This is a genomic window from Methylobacterium organophilum (assembly GCF_022179465.1).
GTDB classification, from domain to species: Bacteria; Pseudomonadota; Alphaproteobacteria; order Rhizobiales; family Beijerinckiaceae; genus Methylobacterium; species Methylobacterium organophilum.
Map to the genome: position 1 here is coordinate 530,430 of NZ_BPQV01000001.1, position 26,180 is coordinate 556,609.

Genomic DNA, 26,180 nt, shown 5'->3' on the forward strand with positions numbered 1-26,180 from the left:
TCGCCGACGCCCGAGGGACCTCCGTTGCTCAAGACCCGCATCATCCCCTGCCTCGACGTCAAGGACGGCCGCGTGGTCAAGGGCGTGCAGTTCCTGGAACTGCGCGACGCCGGCGATCCGGTGGAATCGGCCAAGGCCTATGACGCGGCCGGGGCCGACGAGCTCTGCTTCCTCGACATCACCGCGAGCCACGAGGACCGCGGCACCCTGCTCGACGTGGTGAGCCGCACGGCGGAGGCCTGCTTCATGCCGCTCACGGTCGGGGGCGGGGTGCGCACCGTCGCCGACGTGCGCACGCTCCTGCTCGCGGGCGCCGACAAGGTCGGCATCAACACCGCCGCGGTGAACAACCCGGACGTGGTCGCGGCGGCGGCGGAAAAGTTCGGCGACCAGTGCATCGTCGTCGCCATCGACGCCAAGCGCGTCTCGGGGCCGGGCGAGACGCCGCGCTGGGAGATCTTCACCCATGGCGGCCGCAAGCCGACGGGGATCGACGCGGTCGCCTTCGCCCGGATGATCACCGAGCGCGGGGCGGGCGAACTGCTCGTGACCTCCATGGACAAGGACGGCACGCGCTCGGGCTACGACATCGCGCTCACCCGGGCGATCGCCGACGCGGTGCGGGTGCCGGTGATCGCCTCCGGCGGCGTCGGCGGCCTCGACGACCTCGTGGCCGGGGTGCGCGACGGGGGGGCCAGCGCCGTGCTCGCCGCCTCGATCTTCCATTTCGGGCAGCACAGCATCGGCGAGGCCAAGGCCCACATGGCCGCGGCCGGGCTGGCCATGCGGCTCGACCCGTAACCCACGGACCGCAACGCTCAGGCCCGAGGCGATAGGATGGACCGTCGTCGTCAATTCGGCCCCTTGACCCGGGCCACGGGCCTCATCAGGGTCCTGAGCCGGCAGCACGCCTCCGCGTGCCCATCTGCGCGGATGGCATGACTCGCTACACCCTGAACGACCTCGCCGCCCTGATCGATCGCCGGGCCCAGTCACCGGCGGACGAATCCTATACGGCCAAGCTCCTCGCCGCCGCCCCGGTTAAGCCCGCCAAGAAGCTCGGCGAGGAGGCGGTGGAGGCTGCCATCGCCGCGGTGCAGGGCGACCGCAAGAACCTCGTTCTGGAGGCGGCGGACGTGCTCTACCACCTCCTCGTGGTGCTCAAGGCGGGCGGCGTCACCCTCGATGAGGTGATGGCGGAGCTGGAGCGGCGCACGGCCCAGAGCGGTCTCGCCGAGAAAGCCGCGCGGAGGGGCACATGATCGGGGCCCCGATCCCGGAGACGGGCGTCGCGCCGGGCGATGCCCAGAATCCGGTGACGGGGGAAGGCCCGAGCGGCCTCTCGCCCTACCGCATCTTCGCCCGGGAGGAATGGGCGCAGCTGCGCGCCGACACGCCCCTGACCCTCACCGTCGACGACATCACCCGGCTGCAATCGATCAACGACCCGATCTCCATCGAGGAGGTCGTGGCGATCTACCTGCCGCTCTCGCGCCTGCTCTCCCTCTACGTCGCGGCGACGCAGGGCCTGTTCAAGGCGACCCAGCGCTTCCTCCTGGCCGAGCGCGAGGCCAAGGTCCCCTACATCATCGGTCTGGCCGGCTCGGTCGCGGTGGGCAAATCGACCACCGCCCGCGTGCTCAAGGCCCTGCTCGCCCGCTGGCCGAACACGCCGAAGGTCGACCTCATCACCACCGACGGTTTCCTCTACCCCAATGCCGAGCTCCAGCGCATGGGCGCGATGGAGCGCAAGGGCTTCCCCGAGAGCTACGACAGCACGGCGCTCCTGCGCTTCCTCTCCGATATCAAGGCCGGCCATCGCCGGGTCTCGGCGCCGGTCTATTCCCACCTCGTCTACGACGTGGTGCCGGGCGAGGAGCAGGTGATCGAATCGCCCGACATCCTGATCGTCGAGGGGCTGAACGTGCTGCAGCCCGCCCGCCTGCCCCGGGACGGCACGGCGATCCCCTTCGTCTCCGACTTCTTCGATTTCTCGATCTATCTCGATGGGCACGAGGACGACCTGCACCGCTGGTACGTCACGCGCTTCCTGAAGCTGCGCCAGACCGCCTTCCGCGACCCGCTCTCCTATTTCCGCAAATACGCGGAGATCGGCGAGGAGGAGGCCCTGGACACCGCCGACCACCTCTGGACCACGATCAACCTGCCCAACCTGCGCGACAACATCCTGCCGACCCGCCAGCGGGCCAGCCTGATCCTCGCCAAGGGCGCGAGCCACCGCATCGAGAGCGTGGCCCTGCGGCGGTTGTAAGGAGGGGCCGCCAGGCCATCGTCATCGCGACCGTCGCATCGCCCTACGGGGTTTCCATCGGCACGGCCTTCTCGCTGGATCGGCGAATGGATGTCAGGGTTCGTCGCCGGATCAGGCCGCTGACCGGACGGATGAGATACCAGTAGGGCGTGAAACGAGCCCGGGCACCGGCATCGACACAGACGACCCGTGTCTCGGTCGAGAGCCGGCAGAGGCCTTGCCCTTTCGGCTCCACGGCGAAATTGAGCACGAGCTTGGCAATCCCCGGCTGATCGAGCGCCCGGAACGCGCTTCCACTTGCGATGGGCGTGAGGTCGAAATCGGACCGCCAGAAACGCCCGGCCAGTCCGTAGACGATCTCCTCGTCGTTGCTGTCCAGCAGGGTAAAGGTGTCGAGCCCGAAGGCGCGTCGATCCGCCAGGGGCCGCGGCGAGACACGCCGACCGATCCGCAGGGGCAATTCTCGCAGGCTCATCATGGCTTTGAAGAACGGATCGGTCTCAGTGCGATAGGAGCGCGCGGCCAGAAGGATGGTCCGGGGAGGGGCTTCGATCTCGAGACTGTGCCGTTCGCGAAATTGCGGATGGGGCAGGTAGGTGTCGATCAGCGCCATCACGACTCTCGATGGGAGGGGAGCGGGATCCTTACGGGGGCATCCCCTCCTGCAGCCAGTGTTTCATGCCCCTGCGCAGATTGCTGTGTCAGGCGCGCGCCCTCCGACCGAAACCATCTTCTGCCGCCGCGGGCACGCCGGCCGCGCCATAGCAGACGTTTCTCTCGAACGGCTCGGCTTGCCCGCAAATCGCCGCGGCCTGCCCTGGGGATGCCACAAGCGCAGCCGTGTTTGCGCCACATCTGTCAACGAGCTTTCGCCCTGTGAAGACCGGGGGCAACGGTCACAACAGGGTGAGTCGGGAGACGATGCAGGGCCGCGCGATCGGATCGACGCAGACCGCCTCCGCCATGAGCGGACGCACCAGGCCGCAGGCGCGGCGCGACGTGATCGCGCTGGGTAGCGGCATCGGCAGGCTCCACGGCAACCGCGCCGCGCTCCTGCGCTCGATCCTGTCGATGACGCTCCTGGCCGGCGGCCTGAGCGCGGTCCTTCTCAATGCGGGCACCGATCTCGGCCGGGCCGAGGCCTCGACGACCCATCTGGCCGAGATCTCGATGCCCAGGCCCCGCCTCCAGGCGCTCGCGCCGGAGGCGCCCAAGCCCGTGGTCCTGAAGGCCTCGGCGAGCTTCGCCGCCGTGCACGACCTCGACACCGAGCTCGGCGCGGGCACCGTCGACCGGGTCTCCTACGACTTCCTCCTGTCGCAGACCTCCACCGGCGATCCGAACGACATCCTCGAATTCGGGCCGATGAAGATCCGCCGCCACCTCGTCCAGAAGATCGTTCGGGCGGCGCAGGCGGTGCAGACCGATCCGGTGCTGCTGATGGCGGTGGCCGACAAGGAATCGAGCTTCATCACCGCGGTCCAGGCCAAGACCTCCTCGGCCACGGGCCTCTACCAGTTCATCGAGCGGACCTGGCTGAGCGTGGTGCGGGATTTCGGCGCCCAGCACGGGCTCGCCGCCGAGGCCGCCCTCGTCACCAGCGACGCCAACGACAAGCCGGTGATCGCGGATCCGGCGGAGCGCGCCCGGGTGCTGGAGCTGCGCCGCGATCCCTATCTCTCCGCCGTGATGGCCGGCGAGATGCTCAAGCGCGACGCCGCCCGCATCGCGCTCACCATCGGCCGCGAGCTGACGCTCGGCGAGATCTACCTCGCCCACTTCCTCGGCCCGGACGATGCCGAGCAGTTCCTCGCCACCGTGGTCGACAAGCCGAAATCCGCCGCCGCGGCCCTGCTGCCGGGGCCGGCCAAGGCCAACCGCTCGATCTTCTTCGGGGCCGCCGTCGGCCGCGGCCGCCACCGCAAGCCGGTCAGCCTCTCCGTCGCCCAGGTCCACGAGAAATTCGAGGCGATGATGAGCGCCCGCGGCGACCGCTACCGCGACGTCACCACGGTGGCCGGCATCACCCCGAAGGACGTGCTCGCCTATGCCGATGCCGCCGCCGTGCGGGCGGAGTGAGCCGGGCCTCGAACGCCCGACTTGGCCGGTGAACAAGCCGTGAAACGGCCGCCGTCCCGCAACTGACGGCGCCCTGCCGACTTTTTAAGAGGCATCCCGCGTCCTGCGGAGCCTCGCATGTCGGAGGAACCCGGTGCTGAAAGCCAACGGCACGCCACCCGATCACCCCGTCCAGGCCGCCGGCGGCGACCCGCTGCTGCCGGGCCTGCGCCTCGACCAGATCGGCCAGGCGCTGGCCTCCTTCTACGACGATCTCGTCGCCGAGGGCGTGCCCGAGCACCTCGCGGTGCTGGTGCGTCAGGTCAAGCAGGCGGGCGCGCGGGTGCCGGGGCAGGAGACGCGGCTCGCCATCGTCGTGGAGGATGAGCCGGAGGTCCGTGCGCTGGCCGAGGGCCTGCTGGCGGAGACCGAGCTCGGGGTGATCGGCTGCGACACCGCCGAGAAGGCCCTGGCCGTGCTGCAGGAGCGCGGCGCCCATGTCGCCCTCGTCTTCGCCGATATCCGCCTCGCCGGCGCCATGGACGGGATCCAGCTCGCCCGGGCGGTGGCGACCCTGTGGCCGCAGGCGCGTCTGGTGGTCACCTCGGGCGCGGCCCCCGAGCGCCGCGACGAGATCCCGGACCAGGCCGTGTTCATCCCGAAGCCCTGGCGGGCGGCCGACCTCCTCGGCGAGGCCCAGCGCGCCGCCCGGAAGCCCGCGCCCCTCATCGCCTGACGCGGACGATCGTATTCCCGCCGCGATCAGACTCGCTGCGAGCGTTCGCGGCGGGCATCGTCACGGCTCCGTGCGGCCTCACACGACGACGCGGTGACGAAACAGGCGATAGGCGTGGAACCGCGTGCCGACGGTCACGCTTGTATAGCAAAGATTATTGCACAGGTAGGCAGACCATGAAGTCCCTGGCCTCTGTTCTCGCCGGCGCGATCGGCGCGTGTCTTCTTGCGACCACTGCGGCTCAGGCCGTCCCCTACGACCCCTTCGCCGGCAACGACGCCGACGATTACTACGCAGAGGATGGCGGCCAGGGCGGCTGGCCCGTCCAGGGCCCCTATGGCGGCCAGTCCGGCTATTACGGGCAGGGCCAGCAGGCCTCGCCCCAGGCCCAGGTCGCGCCGATCCCGCGGGAGGTCGTCGCCTTCGACGGCAACTACGCCCCGGGCACCATCGTGGTCTCCACCGCCGAGCGGCGCCTGTATTTCGTGATGCCGGGCGGTCGGGCGATGCGCTACGGCGTCGGCGTCGGCCGGCCGGGCTTCACCTGGTCGGGGGTGAACAAGATCACCGCCAAGAAGGAATGGCCGTCCTGGACGCCGCCCAAGGCCATGCTCGCCCGCCGCCCCGACCTGCCGCGCTACATGGCCGGGGGCATCGAGAACCCGCTCGGCGCCCGCGCCATGTATATCGGCAATTCCGAATACCGGATCCACGGCTCCAACGAGCCGGACACGATCGGCCAGGCCGTCTCCTCGGGCTGCATCCGCATGACCAACGACGACGTGACCGATCTCTACGAGCGCGTGAGGATCGGCGCCAAGGTCGTCGTGCTGAACTGAGGCCCTGAGATTCCTTTAGAAAAAGAGCCGCGCCGGGCGTATTGCCCGGCGCGGCTCTGTCACGGGCCGGCTCAGGGCACCACGCGCCCGACCGCGGTCTGCGGGCCGCTCAGCGGCGCGACCGGCGTCTCGCAATAGCAGCGGGCACCGAGGGGGCGCGGGCCGGGGAGGGGGCAGGAGAAGGGCTGCAGCCCGGTCAGGCCGTTCTGCACCGCGTCGCAATTGAGCCCGGTCGCGCGGTAGCGCGGCGGGGGCGCGTAGCGGCGGGGCGGCGGCGCGTCGTAGGGATCGCGATACTCGCGGTAATAGCCGCGCGGGGGCGGCGGGTCGTCGTAGTACTGGGCTTGCGCGGCCTGGGAAGCGAAGACGGCGGACAGGGCCGCGATCGCCAGGCCGAAGCGAGAGGCTGATCGCATCGGGATCCATCTCCTTCGTGTCGAGCCGCGCCTCGTAGCGCGGACAGGGGTGAACGGCTAGGCCGGGTCGATCCCGATCCCGTGCGCGACGCCGGATCGGTGCCGGCGGCACCGGATCATCAGTCGTCGAAATCGTCGTGGTGAGGGTGGTGGTGACGGTGCCGCCGCTCGAAGTAGGCCGGGCGGTCGTCGTCGTGATGGTGGTGACGGCGGACCATCACGTGGTCGTGGTCGCCGTGGTGATCGCGCCGGATCTCCTCGTGATGGTGACGGCGCGGGCCGAATTCGAAGTCCTGGGCCGCGGCCGCCAGCGGGCTCAGCAGGCAGGCCGCGGCGGCGAGGGCGACGAGAGACCTTTTCATGCGGATTCTCCCCGGGATCGGATCGGGGAAGGCTGGGTCGGCGGCCGTGAACCCGCCCTGAAGGCGCCGTTCAGCGATCCCGCGGCTTGTGAGGCACCGCCCGAGTGCCCATAAGAGGCGCGATGAGCAGGGCGCGACGCCAGCGGGCCTTCGGAGCCGGAACGGGATGGAGGGCCATGGCCCTCCGTGCCCTCGCGCTCGTCCTCGCCCTGGCCATCGCCGCGCCGATGACGGGGCTCGCCCAAGACATCGCCTTTCACCAGGACCTCGCCTTTCATGAGGGCCATGCCCACGGGCAGGGCCTGGTGACGACGGAAGCCGGCCCGGCCGAGAGTCCTTCCGTCGATCCCGGCATCGCCTCCCACGCCCATTGCGGCTGCCATCTCGTCGCGACCCTCGATTCCGGCGGCACGGTCCCGATGCCCGCGGCCACCCGCCGCTACGCGACCGCGGCGGCCCTGGAGCCGGCCTCGGCCGATCCGGTCTTGCCCGCCCGGCCACCCCGCGCCTGACGCCGGCGCGCTTCGGCGCGCATCCGGTCCGCAGGCCGTCCCGGCGGCGGATCCGCCCATCCCTCCCGATCCCAGGGGCCGCCCGGCATCCTCCGTTCCGCCGCGGCCGGCCCCGTCGCGAGTGCGGCTCATGCGCATCGTCAACACCCTGATCCTCTCCTTGTCCCTCCTCGCCGCCGGCCTTGCCCTCGGGAGCACGGTCCCGGCCGTGTCCGAACGCGTCCGCGCCAGCCTCGGCTTCGAGACAGGCAGGACGCCGCCGATGCCCGCCGCGTCCGGCCCGAACCCAGATGCCGCGCGGCACGAGGTTTCCGCGGACGGCCACAGCCAGGCCGGGCACGCCCACTCCGAAACCGAGGGCGAGGAGGGGCATGTCAGGATGACGCCCGAGCAGGTCGAGGCCCAGGATATCCGGGTGGCGAGGGCCGAGGGCGGGGTGCTCGCCCGGCACATCCTCGTGCCCGGCACGATCACGCCGGATGCCGACCGGATCGCCCGGGTGCCGGCCCGGGTCGTGGGCACCGTCGCCGAGATGCGCAAGCGCCTGGGCGACGCCGTGACCAAGAACGAGGTCGTCGCCGTCCTCGACAGCCGCGAGGTGGCCGATGCCAAGAGCGAATACCTGACCGCCTCCGTGAAGGCCGAGCTGGAGAAGACGAATTTCGAGCGGCAGCAGGCGCTCTGGGACAAGCGCATCTCGGCCGAATCCGTCTTCCTCAACGCCAAGGCCGTCTTTTCGGAAGCGACCCTGCGCCAGGACCTCGCCCGGCAGAAGCTCTCCGCCCTCGGCCTGAATGCGGCGGAGGTGGCCAAGCTCGCCAAACAGGACGAGACCACGCCGAACAGCTCGACCCTGCGCCAGTACGAGCTGCGCGCGCCGCTCACCGGCCGGATCGTCGAGCGCAAGGTCGATGTCGGCACCGCGGTCGGCAAGGAGGGCGACCCGGCCGATCTCTACACCGTGGCCGATCTCTCCACCGTCTGGATCGAGCTCTCGGTGCCGACCGCCGACCTCGTCCACGTGAAGGAGGGGGCGAACGTCACCGTGACCCCGCGCCAGGAGGGATCGGGCCGCCACGAGCAGGGAAAGGTGATCTTCGTGAGCCCCCTGCTTAACGCCGAGACCCGGGCCGCCCGGGTCGTGGTCGCCCTGCCCAACGGCGACATGGCCTGGCGCCCCGGCACCTACGTCACCGCCGAGGTCGAGATCGCGCAGGACAGGGTACCGGTGCGGGTGCCGAAATCCGCCCTGCAGAGCATCGAGGGGAAGCGGGTCGTCTTCGTGCGCACGCAGGAGGGCTTCGAGATGCGCACGATCGAACTCGGACGCTCGGACGACGACGCTTTCGAGGTCGCCGCCGGATTGAAGCCGGGCGAGGACATCGCCGTGGCCAACACCTTCCTCCTCAAGGCCGAGCTCGGAAAGAGCGAAGCCGGCCACGCCCATTGAGGAGAGGCGCCATGATCGGCCGCATCCTCGACGTCTCGGTCCACCAGCGCTGGCTGGTGCTGCTGCTCTCCCTGCTCGCCGCGGCCTTTGGCGGCTACGCGGTGACGAAGCTCCCCATCGACGCGGTGCCGGACATCACCAACAACCAGGTGCAGATCAACACGGTCGCGCCCTCGCTCTCGCCGGTCGATATCGAGAAGCAGGTGACCTACCCGGTCGAAACCGCTTTGGCCGGCATCAAGGGGCTCGAATACACCCGCTCGCTCTCGCGCAACGGCTTCTCGCAGGTCACCGCCGTCTTCGCGGAGAAGCTCGACATCTATTTCGCCCGCCAGCAGGTCGCCGAGCGCCTCGCCCAGGTGAAGCAGGATCTGCCCCCCGGCGCCGAGCCCAGCATGGGCCCGATCTCGACGGGCCTCGGCGAGATCTACATGTGGTCGATCCACTATGCGAAGCCCGCCGAGCGCCGGGTCTCGTCCGAGGGCCAGCCCGGCTGGCAGGCCAACGGCAGCTACCTGACGCCGGAGGGACAGCGCTTGAGGACGGCGCTGGAACAGACCGCCTATCTGCGCACGGTGCAGGACTGGATCATCCGGCCGCAGATCAGGACCGTGCCCGGCGTGGCCGGGGTCGACGGCATCGGCGGCTTCGAGAAGCAGTACCACGTCCAGCCCGACCCCAATAAGCTCGCTTCCCTCGACCTGTCCTTCAGCGACGTCGCCCGGGCGCTCGAAGCCAACAACGCCAACCAGGGCGCGCGCTACCTGGAGGATAACGGCGAGGGCTATGTCGTGCGCGCCGCCGGCCGCCTGGAGAGCATGGCGGCGATCGCCGACGTGGTCGTGGCGACTCGCGGCGGCGTGCCGGTGCGCATCCGCGACATCGCCGAGGTCCGGATCGGGCGCGACCTGCGCACGGGCTCGGGCAGCGAGGACGGCCAGGAGGTCGTGATCGGCACGGCCCTGATGCTGATCGGCGAGAACAGCCGCATTGTCGCCGCCGCGGTCGATGCGCGCATGGAGCAGATCCGCAAAAGCCTGCCGCCCGGCATCGAGGTCCAGACCGTGCTCGACCGGACCCGCCTCGTCGAGGCGACCATCCGCACGGTGGTGAAGAACCTGTCCGAGGGCGCAGCCCTCGTCATCGTCATCCTGTTCCTGCTGCTCGGCAATGTCCGCGCGGCTCTCATCACCGCTCTGGTCATCCCCGTGGCCATGCTGATGACGCTGACCGGCATGGTCGAGGCGAGGATCTCAGCCAACCTGATGTCGCTCGGCGCCCTCGATTTCGGGCTCATCGTCGACGGCGCCGTCATCATCACCGAGAACGCCCTGCGCCATCTCGCGGAGAAGCAACAGGAATACGGGCGCAGGCTCGCGACCGAGGAACGCCTCGCGACGGTGCGGGCTTCCGCCGAGGAGATGATCAAGCCCTCCCTCTACGGGCAGGCGATCATCATCCTGGTCTACGTGCCGCTCCTCACCTTCACCGGGGTCGAGGGCAAGATGTTCCAGCCGATGGCGCTCACCGTCATCATCGCGCTGGCCGCCGCCTTCGTGCTGTCCCTGACCTTCGTGCCGGCCTTGATCGCGATCGCCATCACCGGGCGGGTCACCGAGACCGACAACCCGATCGTCCGGGGGCTGAAAGCTGCCTATCGGCCGGTGCTGGAAGCGGCCCTGCGGAGGCCCTTCGCCTTCATCGGCGGGGCGCTGTTCCTGCTCCTCGGCGCCGACCTGCTCTTCACGCGGCTCGGTACGGAGTTCATCCCCCAGCTCGACGAGAAGAGCATCGCCCTCAACGCAACCCGGATTCCCTCGACCTCCCTGACCCAGTCGCAGGCGATGCAGCTCAAGGTGGAGAAGGTGGTCTCGACCTTCCCGCAGGTGGCCTATGTCTTCTCGAAGACCGGTACTGCCGAGGTCGCGACCGACCCGATGCCGCCCAATTCCTCCGACACCTTCGTCATCCTGAAGCCGCAGAGTGAATGGCCGGACCCGAGACTGTCCAAGGCCAAGTTGCAGGAGCAGATCGAGGCGGCGGTCGAGAGGCTCGCGGGCAACACTTACGAGTTCTCCCAGCCGATCCAGCTGCGCTTCAACGAGCTGCTCGCCGGCACCCGGGGTGATCTCGCCGTGAAGGTGTTCGGCGAGGAATTCGCGCCGATGCTGAAGACGGCCAACCGGATCGCGGCCCTGCTCAAGGGCCTCCCCGGTGCCGAGGACGTGAAGGTCGAGCAGATCGCCGGCCTGCCCTTCCTGGAGATCGGGATCGGCCGGGCGGAAGCGGCCCGCTACGGGCTCAGCATTGGCGCCGTCCAGGAGGTGATCGGCGCGGCGATCGGTGGCCGGAATGCCGGTGTTGTCTTCGAAGGCGACCGGCGTTTCCCTATCGTCGTGCGACTGACCGACGAGGTCCGCGAGGACCGGGAGGCGCTCGAGAACATCCCCGTCCCGCTTCCCCCCGGGCCGAACGGGCATGCGGCTTCCGTGCTGCTGAAGCAGGTGGCAAGCTTCTCGGTGACGGAGGGCCCGAACCAGATCAGCCGCGAGAACGGGAAACGCCGGGTGGTCGTCACCGCCAATGTGCGCGGACGCGACATCGGCTCCCTGGTGGCGGAGGCGCAAGCCAAGGTGGCCAATGAGATCGCACTGCCCCCCGGTTCCTACGTGACCTGGGGCGGGCAGTTCGAGAATCTTGCCTCGGCCAAGCAGCGCCTCATGATCGTGGTGCCGGTCTGCTTCTTCCTGATCTTCCTGCTGCTCATCTCGGCGCTGGGATCGGCCCGGGATGCCCTCCTCGTGTTCAGTGCCGTGCCCTTGGCACTGACGGGGGGCATCCTCGCCCTGTGGCTGCGCGGCATGCCGGTCTCGGTGCCGGCCGCCGTCGGCTTCATCGCGCTCTCGGGCGTGGCCGTTCTGAACGGCCTGGTGATGCTGACCTTCATCAAGCAGCTGATCGCGGAGGGCCGACTGAAGCGGGAGGCGATTGTGGAAGGAGCCATGACCCGGCTGCGACCGGTGGCGATGACCGCGCTGGTCGCCTCCCTCGGCTTCGTGCCCATGGCGCTCGCCACGGAGACCGGCGCCGAGATTCAGCGGCCGCTCGCCACCGTGGTGATCGGCGGCTTGATCAGCGCCACCCTGCTGACCTTGGTGGTGCTGCCCGCCCTCTATGTCCGGTTCGGCCGGGCGGAGACGGTGCCGACCGAGGGCTCCGCGGAGCGGATGCCAAGCTCCCTCGAACCTGCCGAATAGGCCGAACGAAGCCCGGTCTGCGACCGGCTCAGCGGAATTCGGGCTTCACCACCACGAGGATCACGATCAGGATCATCAGCAGGGTCGGGACCTCGTTGACGATCCGGAAGAAGCGGCCGTCATGCCGGTTCGCATCCCGGGCGAAGTTCTTGCGCAGCCGGGCAAGCCAGCCATGCACGCCGCTGAGCACCAAGACCAGAGCGAATTTCCCCTGGAGCCAGCCCGTCTGATAATATCCGCTCCAGAACGCGATGGTCAGTCCCGACAGCCACGTGACGATCATGGCCGGCGTCATGATGAAGCGCAGGAGACGATATTCCATCGTCTTGAACAGTTCGGACTGTTTGGCGTCCGTTGCGCTCAGACCTGCGTGATAGACGAAGAGGCGCGGCAGATAGAGCATGCCGGCCATCCACGAAATCACGGCGATGACGTGGAGGGCTTTGATCCAGGGATAGAGATCGGGCATCGCTCAGCCGCGCCGGATCCGGGCGAGCATTCGCTCGACATGGGCCACCGGAGTCTGCGGCAGGATGCCGTGGCCGAGATTGAAGATGTGCGGCTTGCCCGCGACCGCCTCCAGGATTTCGTCCACCGCCCGGTCGAGGGCCTCGCCGCCGGCGATGAGGATGTCGGGATGGAGGTTGCCCTGGGTCACGGCACCGGCCGGCAGGGTCCGGCGAAGCTGGTCGAGGGCGATCGACCAGTCGACGCCGACGACATCCGCGCCGGTCTCGGCCAGGACGCGGGCATGGCCGTCGAGGCCGCTGCCGCGGGCAAAGACCACGATCTTGGCCTCGGGCCGTTCGGCCCGGATACCCTCGATCATCCGCCGGATCGGCGTGAAGGACCATTCGCTCAGGGCATCGCCCGCCATGCCGGTGGCGTCGGGCAGCATGCCGGCATGGGATTCGAAGATCTGGACGATGTCGGCACCGGCCTCGAACTGTTGAAGCAGATAGCGGGTCTGAACCGTGACCAGCCGATCGATCAGATCCTTGACGAGCGCCGGTTGCGTTGCCGCCAGGGTTCGCGCCGGCAGCTGGTCGGCGCTGCCGCCGCCATTGATCATGTAGCTCGCCACGGTCCAGGGCGCGCCGCAGAAGCCGAACAGGGTGGTCTGCCGCGGCAGAGCAGCTCGGATCAGGCTCACCGCTTCGAAGACGGGTGCGAGATGTCCCAGCACGCCGGGATCCCCCGCATCGCGCAATTGTGCGAAGGCTTCACCGTCCCGGATCGGCTCGAGCTTCGGTCCTTCCCCTTCGACGAAGGTCACCGCCTGGCCAAGGGCATGAGGAACGACGAGAATGTCGGAGAACAGGATCGACGCATCGAAGCCGAAACGGCGGATCGGCTGCAGCGTCACTTCGGTGGCAAGCTTCGGAGTGTAGCAGAGATCGAGAAACGACCCGGCCTGGGCACGTGTCTGCCGATATTCTGGCAGGTAGCGACCAGCCTGACGCATGAGCCAGACCGGAGGTGCCACGAAGCTCTTTCCGGAGAGGACATCCAAGACGACTTTCTCGGATGAAGGGTTGCTCGTCATCTTGAAAATAAAACCCTTCTTCCTGTCTTTACTTGGTTTTCTTCAGTTCAACTTGAAGGTGCTCGCCAACCGGATTCGAACACACCCCTATCTTACATAGAAAATGAGAGAATCGAGGTTTTTTTCTTTTTCTAGAGGCTGAGTCCTGCGGATCCAACGTTGTCCACAGGATGCCCCCACTGCGTCGCGATTAACCGGGCTTTAACGGGTCCCGTCTAACTTTTCGATTCATGACGGGGTGACAGGTCCTTAGCGGGCCAAACACCACCGTGGCGCAGTCTCGTGCTGCGTTTTGCAAAGTGGCTCGTTCTCACGAAGCCGTCGGGACGCCGTTGTGGACGAATCGGTTTCCGATTCACAGCCCCGAGCCTGGTCTGCATCCGCTGTCCGAATCCATCCCCAAGCTGCCGATGCTTCCGAGACCGTGATTCCGGTCGGGTCTCCGCCTTTCAAAGCGGCCATGAATCCCTCGCAGCCGATTGTTGCAAATGTCAAAATCGGCGAAAAAACGGATACGCTGTCACCGTCGATGGTGGTTGGATCGTGATGAACGATCAAGTGATCTTCCGATCTCCGCGACATTTGACCGAATGCATTGTCGTCAGGCCGTAGGCGAGATGAGTAAGCGATGGGAAGGGCAAGGCCCAGAAATGAAAAAGACCACTCAGTCGAGCGGCCTTCTGAATTTTATCGTCGATATCTTAAAAACGGCTAGGAAATTTTCGACCTAATTCTTTGAAGGCCTGCCTCCGCCAGATTTAGATGTTCTTCTCTTGCCGTACAAAGGTAGTTGAGAACGCGCGCTCCGACGTTCTGAGCGAGCCAGTCCTGCGTCGAAGATCTGTCGTACGGCTTCAGCGAGATGCTCTCATCGTCGATCGCGTAGATCTTGTAGCCGTACTCATCAAGGATTGCATGGCAGGCAGCGAATTTTTCGGCACCTTGGATTTCGAGGAAGAGCGTCGGAAGCCCCCGGAGCGTATTTCTTGCTCCGGCGAGCACGATGTCCTCCAAGCCCTCCACGTCGATCTTCAGCAAATCCGGATCAAGGATTCCTTGCTGTGTCAGGATCACGTCGAGAGGGGCCGCCGTCACCACTTCCGTCCTGACCGCGACATCGGCGGCGTTCTCGCTGTACCCTGCGAGAGAGGCGCCGGTATCAAGCACGTCCGGTCCCCAGGCGACCCGCAGCGTTAACGTACCCACTGCGTTCGACACTGCGAAAGGGCATACCTTGAGTTTCGGATAACAGCCATTGGCGACGAGGTTGGTGAACAGCCGCGCCCGCGTCGCCGGGTTAGGCTCTACCGCCAGAACGGTGGCTTTCGGAGCGGCGAGCTGGGCTAGGATCCCGTAGAGGCCGGTGAAGGCGCCGACATCCGCCACGGCTTTCGCGGTGCGCGCGATCTTGAGCCAAGCCGCCACGCTCGCGGCCTCATAGCTGTCGGGGCCGTAGGCATGGTAGACCATGGCCACGCCATCATCATTGGTCGATAGCATCGTAAAATCGATGTGATCGACAGAGCAGGCTACCCAACCAAAGTATGGGCGCTCTGCTCTGAACCTATGACCATCGACATCGTGCTGGCTTGCTGGTCGATATTGATAGCCCGGCTGCCGCCATGGTCTCGCAGCCAACGAGGCATCGTTCAGCGAATTGAGCCACCCGGCTCGCGTCCCATCGAGATGCATCCCATGCCCCGCTCTTGCGTCGAGGCACCAATAAATCAGAGGTAGTTGTCGTATCAAGACATCAATTTAAGATTGCATCCCGCTTACGAGACGCCCAAAGCACACATCGGATTGCCGGAGCGCTATCGCAATCCGGGCCGCACCCGCCTCACCAGGTGCCGGTTCACGACCCGGGACTGGCTGTCGCTCGCCGGTATCCCGATCGTGATGCTCGGCGTGATCGCGCACACCATTGACCAGCCGGTCGGGTAGCTGCCGTAACGATTTATGCCCAAGCGGTCGGCACCTCGGCGACCTCCATCGTGTCGCGGGGTGAGCGCATCTCGAACTTCGTCGACTACCTGCAGGCGCATTCCAGCTCGGCCCGGGCCGGCACGACAGTGCCACGGCCCCAGCGTGCGTTGCAGACGTCCAGCGCCGCCATCACCCCGCACACCCTGCGGGCACACCGCAGCGACATGGCTCATGCTCAACGGGACCGACCTGTGGGGAGCCGCCGGTTATCTCGGCACGACCACGAGACGCTCGAGCATGTCTACGGCCATCACCACCCGGACCACCAGAAGCAGGCCGCGGCGAACATCGTGCGGAAGATCGGATGAAGCCCGGTCCACGCTTAGAGCAAGGGCGCTTGGCTTAAACGGCAAGTATCGAGAAGATCTCGGGAATCTTGGTCGGAGTGGCAGGATTTGAACCTGCGACCCCCACGTCCCGAACGTGGTGCGCTACCAGACTGCGCTACACTCCGAAGCTGGGCCCCAGGGGGCCAGCGGGTCGGCTTATAGCGAGGGGGCCTTCCGGCTGCAAGTGAAACCGGCGATTCCTTTTCGCCTGCTCAGGAACGGCATTCCGGCAGAGCGCGGAACCAGCCGGCCGGCAGAGTGCGGTGCTGCAGGGAGGCACCGGAGGCCTCGATCGCGACCGCACCGGGATGCCGCGCATCCGCATGGGCGTCGTGCAGGCTCCAGGCGGTGGCGTCCGTTCCCGGGCTCGCCAGGGCCAGGAGACGCGGCACGGCGGGCGGGAGGCTCACGCTGATCCGCTCGAGCCCGAAGCCGATCCCGATTCCGAGGGCCTTCAGCACGGCTTCCTTGCGCGTCCAGGCCCCGTAGAAGGCATCTTCCTTCGCGGATTCGGGAAGCCTTCGAAAGATCTCCCGTTCGCTTACCGACAGGATACGGCAGGCGAACTCGGCCAGATCCGGAATCGGGCGGATGCCTTCGACATCGACGCCGATCCGATGGCTCGGGCTCACGGCGATCAGCGCATGGGATCCGGAATGGGTGAGGTTGAACTGCAACCGGCCCTGCCAGGGCGGCGCGAGATCCGGCTTACCATTCGCGTCCCGCGGAAAGGCGAGGACGTGGGGCGGACAGTCCAAGGCGGCGCCGAGGATCAGGCGCAGGGCCGCCCGGCTGCCGACGGAGCGATCATGGTCCTCCCGCCGATGGAAGCGGTCCGCCTGCCCGCGCTCCGCCTCGTCCAGGAGGTCGCGGCAGGCGGCGCGACCCGCGGCGTCGAGATCGATCGGGACGCGCCAGACCACCGGTCCGGCAACGGGGCCGGGACGCGCCTCGATCCAGGGCGAGGGCGCGATCACGCTGCGCGGAAGGCGTGCGTGATTTGCTCGAGGGACGGCAGCTTGCGGATCGGGCCGATCGCCGACAGGGTCGGCAGGCCCGCCAGCATCTGGCGGCCGGCCTCCCGCACCGCCTCGACACCGGCGGCATCGACCTTGGCGATGATCTCCTGCGCGGGGATGATGCGGCCCCAGGCGAGGAGATGGCGGGCATTGCGCTCGATCCGGCCGCCCGGCGTCTCCAGGGCGGAGAGCAGGGAGACCTTGAGCTGGGCCTTGGCCCGGGCGAGCTCTTCCGCGTCGAGCTGCTCCGTCGCCGCACGGGTCGCCGCGATCGTGACCTCGACGAGCTCCGGCAGGTCCTCGGCCGAGGTGCCTGCTCCGATGCCGAACAGGCCGCAATCGGAGAAGGGCCAGTGGAAGGCCTGGATCTCGTAGGCGAGGCCGCGGGTCTCGCGCACCTCGTGCCAGAGCCGCGAGGTCAGGCCACCGCCGAGCACCTGGCTGAACAGGTGCAGGGCGTAATAGCCCTCGTCCCGGAAGGAGAGGCCCGGCAGGCCGATGACGAGGTTGGCCTGTTCCAGCTTGCGGAGCAGACGCCGCTCGCCGCCGCGATAGAGGCCGGCCTCCATCTCCGGCGCCGCAGCGGGGGCGAGATGGCCGAAGGACTTTTCCGCCGCGGCGACGATGGCCTCGTGCTCCACGGCGCCGGCGGCGGCGAGCACCATCCGGCCCGGCACGTATTCGCGGGCGAGGTAGCCCTCGATCGCGGCCCGGTCGAAACCCGAGATCGTCTCCGGCGTGCCGAGGATCGGCCGACCCACGGCCTGGCCGGGGAAGGCGGCTTCCGTGAAGGCCTCGTAGACCACGTCGTCGGGGGTGTCCTCGATCGCGGCGTATTCCTGCAGGATCACGCTCTTCTCGCGGGCGAGCTCGCCGGCATCGAAGGTCGAGCGGGTCAGGATGTCGCCGATCACGTCGAGGGCGACCTCGACATCCTCGCCGAGCACCCGGGCGGTGTAGCTCGTGCTCTCGGTGCTCGTGGCGGCGTTGATCTCGCCGCCCACATTCTCGATGTCCTCCGCGATCCGCCGGGCGGAGCGGGTCTGCGTGCCCTTGAAGGCCATGTGCTCGATGAGATGGCTCAGGCCATGCTCCTCGGGCCGCTCGTTGCGCGAACCGACGCCGACCCAGACGCCGAGGGTGGCGGTGGCCACCCCCGGGATCGCCTCGGTGGCGACGGTGAGCCCGTTGGCGAGGCGGCTGACGCGCAGGCCCGGCGAGGCGCCGAAGGTCGAGAAATGCTGGTTCATACCGGGCTGCCCCGCGTGATCCGTGCGCGCTCGCGGATGAACCGCTCCACCGCCGACTGGTCGTTGGCGAGGTTCGCGACCGTCTCCGGCCGGTCCATCAGGTCGGCGAGATGCGGCGGCAGGACGGGACGGCCGCCGCCGGTGGCCTGCGAGACCGCGTCCGGGAACTTGGCCGGATGCGCGGTGGCCAGAGCCACCACGGGGGTCTTCGGGTCCTTCTGCAGGAGCTTGCGCCCGGCCCGCACGCCGATGGCGCTGTGGGGATCGAGCACCACCCCCGTCTTCCGGTAGGTGCCGGCGATCTCGTCGACCACGTCGGGCTCGTGCACGGCGGCGGCGTCGAACTCGCTGCGCACGCTGCGCAGGACCGCCGCGTCGAGGTGGAAGCCGCCCGACTGCTTCAGGCCCGCCATCAGCCGGCCGAGCGCGGCGGCGTCGCGGCCGAGGGCCTCGAACAGCAGCCGCTCGAAATTCGAGGAGATCTGGATGTCCATCGAGGGCGAGGTCGTCGCCTGCACGCCGCGGATCTCGTAGGCGCCGTGCTCCAGCGTCCGGGCCAGGATGTCGTTGGCGTTGGTGCCGATCATCAGCCGCTCGACCGGCAGGCCCATGCGCTTGGCGACCCAGCCGGCGAGGATGTCGCCGAAATTGCCCGTCGGCACCGCGAAGGAGACCGGGCGATGGGGCGCGCCGAGGCTGACGGCGCTCGTGAAGTAATAGACCGCCTGCGCCGCGACCCGGGCCCAGTTGATCGAGTTGACGCCGGAGAGCCGGACCGAATCGGCGAAATCCGCGTGCTGGAACATCGCCTTCACGAGGTTCTGGCAATCGTCGAAATTGCCGTCGATGGCGATGGCGTGCACGTTCGGCGAGACGATGGTGGTCATCTGCTTGCGCTGCACGTCCGAGACGCGGCCATGCGGGAACAGGATGAACACGTCGACCTGATCGAGGCCCTTGAAGGCCTCCACCGCGGCGCTGCCGGTATCGCCCGAGGTGGCGCCGACGATGGTGGCGCGGGCGCCGCGCTGGCGCAGGACATGGTCCATCAGCCGCCCGAGCAGCTGCATCGCCACGTCCTTGAAGGCGAGCGTCGGGCCGTGGAAGAGCTCGAGCAGGAAGAGATTGTCGTCGAGCTGCGTCAGCGGGCAGATCGCCGGGTGCCGGAAGGTGCCGTAGGCGGCCTCGATCATCCCGTCGAGATCCGCATCCGCGATCTCGCCGTCGATCAGCGGGCGCAGGACACGCTTGGCGGCGTCGGCGTAGCGGATGCCGGCGAGATCGGCGATCTCCGCTTTCGACATCACCGGCCAGCTCTCGGGCACGTAGAGACCGCCGTCACGGGCGAGGCCGGCGAGAAGGGCGTCGGAAAAGCTCAAGGGCGCGGCGGCGCCGCGGGTCGAGACGTGCAGCAAGGATGCCTCCGGGAAGGCGCTCCCTCTACACGATGACGAAACGCGTGTCGAAGCGGAGCCGAAGATGTCGTTCGCGCGAAGATCAGGTGTTGCTGCCGGGCGCCTTGCGCAGCTGGCATCCGGTGATGCGCCATTGCCCGTCCGTCTGCTTCTGCAGGGAATAGACGGCGAGCCAGTCGATGCCGTTCTCGTCCTGCAGGCTCAGGCCCTGCGTGATTTCGTCCTCGCCCGTGTCCTCGCTGCCGGCAAAGCTGTAGCTGCGCGGGCGCAGCACCGCGGGATAGCCCTTCTCGACCATGGCGAGGAAGGTTTCGGGAGAGGGGAACAGGGTGCGGATCTGGGGCGCGGCCTGATCATAGGCGGTGGCCGGGTCGTTCCGGCGGAAGGCCTCGATCTGCCGCGTGATGGTGCCCCGTGCCGCCTGCCGGTCGGCCTCGTCGGCCGCGAGGCCCGCGGCGGGCATCAGGAGCGTCAGGAGGACGCCCGAGAGGACGATGCGCATGGTCCGCCGTCTCCTGCCGAAGGCCGACGATATCGCGGCAAATCTCACGCCACCGCATCCCACGTTTCGGTGATCGGCTTTCCCGCGTGCGACAGCCGCGCCCGCAGCACCACGTCCCCCGGCGGCAACGGATGGGGCGGACGGTACTCGGCATAGAGCCGCCAGCCCCCCGTCTGGGGCACCCGCTCGCAGAAGGGCTCGAGGAAGGCGCCGGCGCTCGCCCAGAGCGAAACCGCGATCGGGCTCATCGGATCCTGCGGCAGATCGGGCCCCTCGAAATCGATCGCGTAGAGCCGGCGCTCCGGGCTCGGCGGGTTGGTCGGGCGCAGGCGCTCGGCGGAGCCGACCCGCGTCGAGACCACCCGGGCGAGGGAGCGCGGCAGGTCCGCATCCGGCCCCTCGCCGACGGTGGCGAGCGTGTAGGCGAGGTCGATCGGGCGGCCCGCCGTCACCGGCGCCTCGGGGACGAAGGCGGCCACGATGTTGTCGATCGCCTCGTCCCGCGAAGGGATCTCGTAGAGCTGCACCGAGCCGGCGCCGAGGCTCTCTTTCTCCGGGGCGATCCAGATTCCCGGCCGGTCCTCGTGCCGGGCCTGCACGTCGAGATAGGCGGCGAAGTGCCGCTCCCGCTGCATCAGGCCGAAGCCCTGGCAGGGTGCGGCCCGGAAGGCGGAGATCTGCGGGGCGGCTCGGCCGTTGACGAGGGGCCGCCAGAGGCGATCGCCCGGACTCGCGACGCAGAGCCCGTCGGAATCGTGCACCTGGGGCCGGAAATCGTCGAAACCCTGGGCGCCCCGGGCGCCCGCACCATTCTGCCCGTGCAGGAACATGCTGGTCAGCGGGGCGAGGCCGAGCCGGGGAATGCTGCGGCGCGGGTGAAGCGAGGCAGTGACGGTGATCTGCGTCTCCTCGCCCGGGCTCACCGTGAAGCGATAGGCGCCGGTCAGGCTCGGGCCGTCGAGGAGGGCCAGGATCGTGAGCCGCGTCTCCTCCGCCGCAGGCTCGAGGATGCGGAATTCGGTGAAGTCCGGAAACTCCTCCTCGCCCGGCCCGCCCGTGTTCACGGCGACCCCGCGGCAGGACAGACCGTAGACCTGCCTCCTGCCGCGCAGGCGGAAATACGAGGCGCCGAGGAAGACCAGGAATTCCTCCCGCACCTGCGGCGCCCCGGCGTCGAAGCCGAAGCTCAGGCGGAAGCCGGCATAGCCGAGGGCGGCCGGGTAGGAGCGCCCCTTCAGCGAGGGGCCGAGATCGAACAGCTCGGACGCGTAGTCGAGCGCCTGCACCCCGCCCTCCCGCTTCTGCAGGAGAAGCGCGACGCGCTTCCTCTGGAGGAAGCCGCGATGGAACGGCTGCAATCCGAAGCGGCCGAGCAGGAGCGTCTTCTCCGGCCGGAAGCCGATCGCCTGATACTGGTCGTAGGTGAGCGCACCCAGCTCGGCGGGCAGGTCGTCGGCCGCCGGCCGGTAGGGTTGCGCCGCCAGCGCCTTCGCCCGCTCGACGAGGGCCGGGTAGTCGAGGACGGCCTGATCCGGGCCCTGCGGTGACAGCCTGGCCGGATCCGGTGCCGATTCGGTGGCCTGCGCCATTGTTCTGGTCGCATTCAGATCTAGGCTAATAGGAACAATAACACCGGCCGACGTGCCGAACGCTGCCCGCATCACCGACCGCCGCGTCAGCGCGGTCGATTCGAACCCCTCGTCGCGCCTGCCCATCCGTCCCCCTGCCGCGGGGCCGGGCGACCCCGATTGGCCCCGTTCGAGTGCCCCGCCCCATGTCCCTGCCAGACATGCCTCTTTCGAAAGTGTCGCACGAGACCCCCTCCGTCGAGGCCCCCCTTCGGGGCACGGCCGGCCTCGTCGCCTCTCCCATGCCCTCCCCCGGAACGCCACCGCGCCTGTCCCTGCGCCGGCTCGCTTTGGCCCTGCCGACCCTGGCGACGGCCGCCGCCATCCTGGCTCTCGCCCTCGCCGCCTACGGCCTGCCGGAGACCTGGCTCGGGCGAAGCGTGCTCGGCCTCTTCGCCCTGCTGATGGCGTGGCAATCCTTCACCGCCTGGCAGTATCTCTACGGGCTCATCGCCGCCCTGATGGGCGAGCGCCTGCTCTCCCCCCTGGAGATCCGCGCCCGCACCGTCCCCGCCACCGCGAGCGGACACAGCCGCACCGCGGCCGTGGTGGCGATCCATGCCGAGGATCCGGTTGCCGTCTTCGCCGCGATCCGGGTGATGGCCCGCTCCCTGCGGCATGCCGGCGGCGACGGCTCCGACATCGACCTCTTCGTCCTGTCCGACACCCGCGAGGGGGCCATCAGCGCCGTCGAGGAGCACGAATATGCCCGGGCCAAAGCCTGGGCGGAGCGCGAGGGCTACGGCCTGCCGCGCATCCGCTATCGCCGCCGCGCCCAGAACACCGGCCGCAAGGCGGGCAACGTCGCCGAATTCTGCGCGACCTACGGGCACGACTACGATTTCATGATCGTGCTCGACGCCGACAGCCTGATGACCGGAGCCGCCATGCGCCGCCTCGCCCGGCTGATGGAGGAGAACCCGAAGGTCGGCCTGATCCAGACCGTGTCCTACGCGGCCGGCCGCGACACCCTGTTCGCCCGCATCCAGCAATTCGCCGTGCGGCTCTACGCGCCGCTCTCGCTGCGCTGCCTGGAGACCTGGCAGGGGCCGGACGGCTCCTATTGGGGCCACAACGCGATCCTGCGCATCGCCGCCTTCGCGCAGAACGCCGAATTGCCGGTGCTGCCGGGCAAGGCGCCGCTCGGCGGCGAGATCCTCTGCCACGACATCGTGGAAGGCGCCCTGCTGCGCCGGGCCGGCTGGGAGGTGCGCCTGCTGCCGGAGATGGGCGGCACCTGGGAGGAGATGCCCACGAACCTCGTCGACCTGCTCGGGCGCGAGCGGCGCTGGTGCCAGGGCAACCTGCAGCACCTGCGCGTCCTCTCCTTGCGCGGGCTGAGGGCGGCGAGCCGCTGGCATCTCGGCGTCGGCATCCTGGGCTACCTGATCTATCCGCTCTGGGCCGCCTTCCTGGCGCTCGGCACCCTGCAGGCGGCGCGCAGCGGCGATCTCGGCCTGCTCGGCTACGGCCTCACCGGGGTCACGCCGGCCTCGCTCGCGCTTGCCGCCCTGGTGATCGCGGTGATGGCCCTGCCGAAGCTCCTCAGCCTCGGCTGGGTGCTCGCTTCGCCCGAACGCCGGCAGGCCTTCGGCGGCACGGGCTCGCTCCTGGCGAGCGCGGCCCTGGAGCAGGCGGCCTGGGTGATCCTCTGGCCGGTGATGACGCTGTTCGCCGCCGGCGCGGTGGTCTCGACCTTCCTCGGCCGGGTGGTGCGCTGGGATGCCCAGACCCGGGACGACCGCCGGGTGCCCTGGGCTGAAGCCTTCCGCCTGCAATCGGACGCGGTCGCCGCCGGCATCGTGCTGGCGCTCGTCCTCGCCTTCGCGCGGGACAGCCTCCTCGCCCTCTGGATGGCGCCCATCGTCTTCGCGCTGATCACCAGCCCGGCCCAGAGCGTGCTCACCAGCAGCCCGCAGCTCGGGCGCCTGTCCAAGGCCTGGCGGCTCTTCCTCACCGAGGACGACACGGCCCAGGCCCCCGAGCTCGCCGCCCTCCACCGCAGCCGGCTGCCCGCCCCGGGCCCGGTCCAGGCGGGCTGGAGGCCGGGCGGCATCGAGGCCGGCAGCCGCTCGAGCTGACGAGGCGGCGCCTTCGAACCGGCCGCCCGTCCAGGGCCGGTTCGGTCAGCCCGAGCGGGCCGCGGCGACCCTCCCGCGCAGGCAGCGCGAGGGAGACGGCCTATTTCTGATCGAGCACCTTGAGCGGGTCGGTGCGCTGGCGCGGGGAGGGCTCGGCGGTGAGCTTGCTGTCGCTGCTCCGGCCGGTCGCCGCGCCCTTCCGGGCGGCGTCGCCCGCGGTGGCGGGGGAATCCCCGGCCGGCTGCGTGGGCACGGTGCCGCTGGCGAGCTCCAGGCAGGTCACCGTCTCGACATAGGAGGGGAAGCCGCCGGCCTGGGACTGCTTCGAGCATTGCAGCTTGGCCGCGGGGGTATAGTCGTTCCAGCGCCTCTTCAGCTCGTCATGGGCCGCCCGCTCCGAGCGCAGGCAGCCATCGACGCTGGCATTGTCGCTGAGGCTGACCTCCGCCTTGCTGGCCGATTTGCAGGTCGCCTCGATGTCGAGCTTCGGCGGCCCGTCCTCGGCGAGGGCCGGCAGGGCGCCCCCGATCAGCCCGAGGGCGAGGGGGAGCGCGAGGGTGAGGCGGGCGAGGGGTCGGGCGGTCGGCGTCATCGGCGGGCTCCGTCTCCGGGCGATCGAAACCCGGCCTGTCTTCCCGACAACGCCGGAACGGCCCGACCGGAGCCGGAGGCCCCGAAATTTCCCGTGAGGCTCCCCGCGGCGTCTCAGGAACCGTGGGCCTGGCGCAGGGCCGCATCCAGATCGGCATGGAGGTCGTCCACCGACTCGATGCCGGCCGAGAGGCGCAGCAGGTCCGGCGGGCAGGGCGTGCCCGCTCCCTCCACCGAGGCCCGGTGCTCGATCAGGCTCTCGACGCCGCCCAGCGAGGTCGCCCGCTTCCACAGCCGCACCCCCGCCGCCGTGGCGATGGCCGCCGCCTCGCCCCCCGCGACGCGGATCGAGAGCATGAAGCCGAAGCCGCCCTCCATCTGGCGCGCGGCGACCGCATGGCCGGGATGGCCGGGCAGCCCGGGATAGAGCACGGCGGCGACATGGGGGTGCCGGCTGAAACGTTCGGCAAGATCGGCGGCGTTGCGCGCCTGGGCCTGCGCCCGCAGGTGCAGGGTGCGGAGCGAGCGCGTGAGCAGATAGGCCTCGAACGGTCCGAGGATCGCGCCCCATTGCGAGCGGATATTGGCGAGCCGCTCCCAGAAGGCATCGGGCTTGGCGGCGGCGAGCACGCCGGCCACCACGTCGGAATGCCCGTTCAGGATCTTGGTGGCCGAATGCATCACGAGGTCGGCCCCGTGCTCCAGGGGCCGGGTATGGACCGGCGAGGCCGCCGTCGAATCGACCGCGAGGCGGGCGCCGGCCGCATGCGCGATCGCCGCGGCCGCGGCGATGTCGGTCACCGTCCAGAGCGGGTTGCCTGGTGTCTCGATCCAGACGAGCTTGGTCCGGCCCGGCCGGATCGCCGCGCGGATCGCCTCCGGATCGGTGGCGTCGACGAGGTCGAGGTCGAAGGTCAGGCGCGGGGCCTCCCGCAGCAGCCAGCGCCGCAGGCCCCAATACATCACCTTCGGCGCGATCACGTGGTCGCCCGGCTCCAGGGCGGAGAACACTGCCGTCGCCGCGGCCATGCCGGAGCCGAACAGCATCGCCCCGGCGCGGGCGCCCTCCAGCATCGCGATCACGGCCTCCGCCTCGCGCACCGTGGCGTTGTCGGGCCGGGCATAGGTGTAGCCGGAGGAATAGGCGTTGTCGGGGTCGCGCAGGAAGGTCGTGGCGAGGTGGAGCGGCGGCACCACGCCCCGGGTCGTCGGATCGATCCGCCCGAGGGCCTGCACCGCCTGCGAGCGCGCGGAGAAGGCCGGCGGGGTCGGCGATGCATCCCGATCGGTGGGCGGCGAGTTGGAGGTCATGGCGGTCCCGTCCTGGCCTGAGGGCGGCTTGCCCCTTGCGGGAAGCGCCGGGCGCGCGCAAGGCGGAGCTGGTCCCGGCAGGGTGCATGACGAGCGGCATGAGCGACGCGACGGCGATTCCCGAGAAACCGGCCCTGCCGCCATGGCCGCGGCTCCTCGCGGCGATCCTGCCCGTGGCGCTGACGGCGCTGCTGGGCAGCCTCGCCACGGGCTCGAACATCGAGGGCTGGTACGCCACCCTGAACAAGCCCGCCTTCACCCCGCCGAACGGGGTGTTCCCCGTGGCCTGGACGATCCTCTACGCGATGATCGCCGTGGCGCTCTGGCGGCTGCTCGGGGCGCGGCCGGCGACGGGACCGGCGCGGCGGGGCTGGCAGCTGGCGCTGGCGGCCTTCCTGGCCCAGCTCGCCCTCAATGCCGCCTGGACGCCGGTCTTCTTCGCCGCCCACGCCCTCGGGACGGGGCTGGTGGTCGCCCTCGCCATGCTGGTGATGGCGCTCTGGACGATCCGCCTGTCCTGGCGCTTCGACCGACTGGCGGCCGGGCTGCTCGTGCCCTACGCCGCCTGGGTCGCCTTCGCGAGCTTGCTGAACGGCGTCATCTGGCGGATGAACTGAGGC

General features: G+C 69.2%; 25 protein-coding genes and 1 tRNA gene. 12 read left to right on the forward strand and 14 right to left on the reverse strand.

All coding sequences use genetic code 11. The features are described from left to right. Nucleotides 1–24 precede the first annotated feature (24 nt). From hisF to coaA, 3 genes are all read left to right on the forward strand, one after another. On the forward strand, nt 25–801 hold the full coding sequence (gene hisF / locus MFF21_RS02420) for an imidazole glycerol phosphate synthase subunit HisF (RefSeq protein ID WP_238309578.1): 777 nt from the start codon (nt 25–27) through the stop codon (nt 799–801). 137 nt (nt 802–938) lie between these two features. Further along, nucleotides 939–1,262, forward strand: a complete 324-nt coding sequence (locus MFF21_RS02425; protein ID WP_238309579.1) for a phosphoribosyl-ATP diphosphatase — start codon at nt 939–941, stop codon at nt 1,260–1,262. Then, nucleotides 1,259–2,272: a type I pantothenate kinase gene (gene coaA / locus MFF21_RS02430; protein ID WP_238309580.1), complete on the forward strand. Its 1,014-nt coding sequence runs from the start codon at nt 1,259–1,261 to the stop codon at nt 2,270–2,272. Before MFF21_RS02425 ends, coaA begins: the two co-directional genes overlap by 4 nt. Before the next feature lie 43 nt (nt 2,273–2,315). Here coaA and MFF21_RS02435 read toward each other — a convergent pair whose 3' ends face one another. Further along, the gene (locus MFF21_RS02435) at nt 2,316–2,885 is read right to left on the reverse strand and encodes a hypothetical protein (RefSeq protein ID WP_238309581.1); all 570 of its coding nucleotides are present in this window, start codon (nt 2,883–2,885) and stop codon (nt 2,316–2,318) included. A gap of 308 nt (nt 2,886–3,193) precedes the next feature. Here MFF21_RS02435 and MFF21_RS02440 point away from each other — a divergent pair, with 308 nt between their 5' ends. The 3 genes from MFF21_RS02440 to MFF21_RS02450 all read left to right on the forward strand — a co-directional run bounded on the left by MFF21_RS02440 (nt 3,194) and on the right by MFF21_RS02450 (nt 5,905). Continuing rightward, nucleotides 3,194–4,351, forward strand: coding sequence for a transglycosylase SLT domain-containing protein (locus MFF21_RS02440; RefSeq protein WP_238309582.1), 1,158 nt, complete (start codon nt 3,194–3,196; stop codon nt 4,349–4,351). A gap of 205 nt (nt 4,352–4,556) precedes the next feature. After that, nucleotides 4,557–5,066, forward strand: coding sequence for a response regulator (locus tag MFF21_RS02445; protein ID WP_238309657.1), 510 nt, complete (start codon nt 4,557–4,559; stop codon nt 5,064–5,066). 176 nt (nt 5,067–5,242) lie between these two features. Further along, on the forward strand, nt 5,243–5,905 hold the full coding sequence (locus MFF21_RS02450) for a L,D-transpeptidase (protein ID WP_238309583.1): 663 nt from the start codon (nt 5,243–5,245) through the stop codon (nt 5,903–5,905). Nucleotides 5,906–5,976: 71 nt separating this feature from the next. On the opposite strand, the gene MFF21_RS02455 is transcribed toward MFF21_RS02450, so the two are convergent. Together MFF21_RS02455 and MFF21_RS02460 are read right to left on the reverse strand one after the other, a co-directional pair. Then, nucleotides 5,977–6,321: a hypothetical protein gene (locus MFF21_RS02455; RefSeq protein WP_238309584.1), complete on the reverse strand. Its 345-nt coding sequence runs from the start codon at nt 6,319–6,321 to the stop codon at nt 5,977–5,979. 119 nt (nt 6,322–6,440) lie between these two features. Then, on the reverse strand, nt 6,441–6,683 hold the full coding sequence (locus tag MFF21_RS02460; RefSeq protein ID WP_238309585.1) for a hypothetical protein: 243 nt from the start codon (nt 6,681–6,683) through the stop codon (nt 6,441–6,443). Between the two features lie 176 nt (nt 6,684–6,859). Between MFF21_RS02460 and MFF21_RS02465 the strand changes: the two genes are divergently transcribed. The 3 genes from MFF21_RS02465 (at nt 6,860) to MFF21_RS02475 (ending at nt 11,902) form a co-directional block, all read left to right on the forward strand. Continuing rightward, a complete protein-coding gene (locus tag MFF21_RS02465; protein WP_238309586.1) occupies nt 6,860–7,195 on the forward strand; it encodes a hypothetical protein in 336 nt (111 codons plus the stop codon). A 130-nt stretch (nt 7,196–7,325) separates the two neighbouring features. Beyond that, the gene (locus MFF21_RS02470; protein WP_238309587.1) at nt 7,326–8,645 is read left to right on the forward strand and encodes an efflux RND transporter periplasmic adaptor subunit; all 1,320 of its coding nucleotides are present in this window, start codon (nt 7,326–7,328) and stop codon (nt 8,643–8,645) included. An 11-nt stretch (nt 8,646–8,656) separates the two neighbouring features. After that, entirely contained in the window at nt 8,657–11,902 is a 3,246-nt protein-coding gene (locus MFF21_RS02475; RefSeq protein ID WP_238309588.1) for an efflux RND transporter permease subunit, read from the forward strand. A 28-nt stretch (nt 11,903–11,930) separates the two neighbouring features. On the opposite strand, the gene hemJ is transcribed toward MFF21_RS02475, so the two are convergent. The 3 genes from hemJ to MFF21_RS02490 form a co-directional block, all read right to left on the reverse strand. Then, nucleotides 11,931–12,371, reverse strand: coding sequence for a protoporphyrinogen oxidase HemJ (gene hemJ / locus MFF21_RS02480; protein WP_238309589.1), 441 nt, complete (start codon nt 12,369–12,371; stop codon nt 11,931–11,933). A gap of 3 nt (nt 12,372–12,374) precedes the next feature. Next, a complete protein-coding gene (hemE, locus tag MFF21_RS02485; RefSeq protein WP_238309590.1) occupies nt 12,375–13,448 on the reverse strand; it encodes a uroporphyrinogen decarboxylase in 1,074 nt (357 codons plus the stop codon). 711 nt (nt 13,449–14,159) lie between these two features. Further along, the gene (locus tag MFF21_RS02490; RefSeq protein ID WP_238309591.1) at nt 14,160–14,948 is read right to left on the reverse strand and encodes an FkbM family methyltransferase; all 789 of its coding nucleotides are present in this window, start codon (nt 14,946–14,948) and stop codon (nt 14,160–14,162) included. 237 nt (nt 14,949–15,185) lie between these two features. On the opposite strand from MFF21_RS02490, the gene MFF21_RS02495 reads away from it, so the two are divergent. Then, nucleotides 15,186–15,392, forward strand: coding sequence for a hypothetical protein (locus MFF21_RS02495; protein ID WP_238309592.1), 207 nt, complete (start codon nt 15,186–15,188; stop codon nt 15,390–15,392). A gap of 419 nt (nt 15,393–15,811) precedes the next feature. Here the strand turns inward: MFF21_RS02495 and MFF21_RS02510 are convergent. The 6 genes from MFF21_RS02510 to MFF21_RS02535 form a co-directional block, all read right to left on the reverse strand. After that, a tRNA-Pro gene (locus tag MFF21_RS02510) sits at nt 15,812–15,888 on the reverse strand. Nucleotides 15,889–15,975: 87 nt separating this feature from the next. Beyond that, on the reverse strand, nt 15,976–16,740 hold the full coding sequence (locus MFF21_RS02515) for a 4'-phosphopantetheinyl transferase family protein (protein ID WP_238309593.1): 765 nt from the start codon (nt 16,738–16,740) through the stop codon (nt 15,976–15,978). Continuing rightward, nucleotides 16,737–18,032, reverse strand: a complete 1,296-nt coding sequence (locus MFF21_RS02520) for a M16 family metallopeptidase (RefSeq protein WP_238309594.1) — start codon at nt 18,030–18,032, stop codon at nt 16,737–16,739. The genes MFF21_RS02515 and MFF21_RS02520 overlap by 4 nt, the downstream gene beginning before the upstream one ends. After that, nucleotides 18,029–19,447, reverse strand: a complete 1,419-nt coding sequence (gene thrC, locus MFF21_RS02525; protein WP_238309595.1) for a threonine synthase — start codon at nt 19,445–19,447, stop codon at nt 18,029–18,031. The genes MFF21_RS02520 and thrC overlap by 4 nt, the downstream gene beginning before the upstream one ends. Before the next feature lie 82 nt (nt 19,448–19,529). Beyond that, a complete protein-coding gene (locus MFF21_RS02530; RefSeq protein WP_238309596.1) occupies nt 19,530–19,949 on the reverse strand; it encodes a DUF4864 domain-containing protein in 420 nt (139 codons plus the stop codon). A 44-nt stretch (nt 19,950–19,993) separates the two neighbouring features. Then, entirely contained in the window at nt 19,994–21,538 is a 1,545-nt protein-coding gene (locus MFF21_RS02535) for an OpgD/OpgG family glucan biosynthesis protein (RefSeq protein WP_373324888.1), read from the reverse strand. A gap of 185 nt (nt 21,539–21,723) precedes the next feature. On the opposite strand from MFF21_RS02535, the gene mdoH reads away from it, so the two are divergent. Further along, nucleotides 21,724–23,658: a glucans biosynthesis glucosyltransferase MdoH gene (gene mdoH, locus MFF21_RS02540; protein ID WP_373324889.1), complete on the forward strand. Its 1,935-nt coding sequence runs from the start codon at nt 21,724–21,726 to the stop codon at nt 23,656–23,658. Nucleotides 23,659–23,758: 100 nt separating this feature from the next. Here the strand turns inward: mdoH and MFF21_RS02545 are convergent, their stop codons facing one another. Continuing rightward, nucleotides 23,759–24,250, reverse strand: a complete 492-nt coding sequence (locus MFF21_RS02545; RefSeq protein ID WP_238309599.1) for a hypothetical protein — start codon at nt 24,248–24,250, stop codon at nt 23,759–23,761. Between the two features lie 113 nt (nt 24,251–24,363). Beyond that, entirely contained in the window at nt 24,364–25,560 is a 1,197-nt protein-coding gene (locus tag MFF21_RS02550; RefSeq protein WP_238309600.1) for a trans-sulfuration enzyme family protein, read from the reverse strand. A gap of 98 nt (nt 25,561–25,658) precedes the next feature. On the opposite strand from MFF21_RS02550, the gene MFF21_RS02555 reads away from it, so the two are divergent. Further along, nucleotides 25,659–26,177 (forward strand): TspO/MBR family protein, encoded by a 519-nt coding sequence (locus MFF21_RS02555; protein WP_238309602.1) that lies wholly within the window; start codon nt 25,659–25,661, stop codon nt 26,175–26,177. The last annotated feature ends 3 nt before the right edge of the window (nt 26,178–26,180 follow it).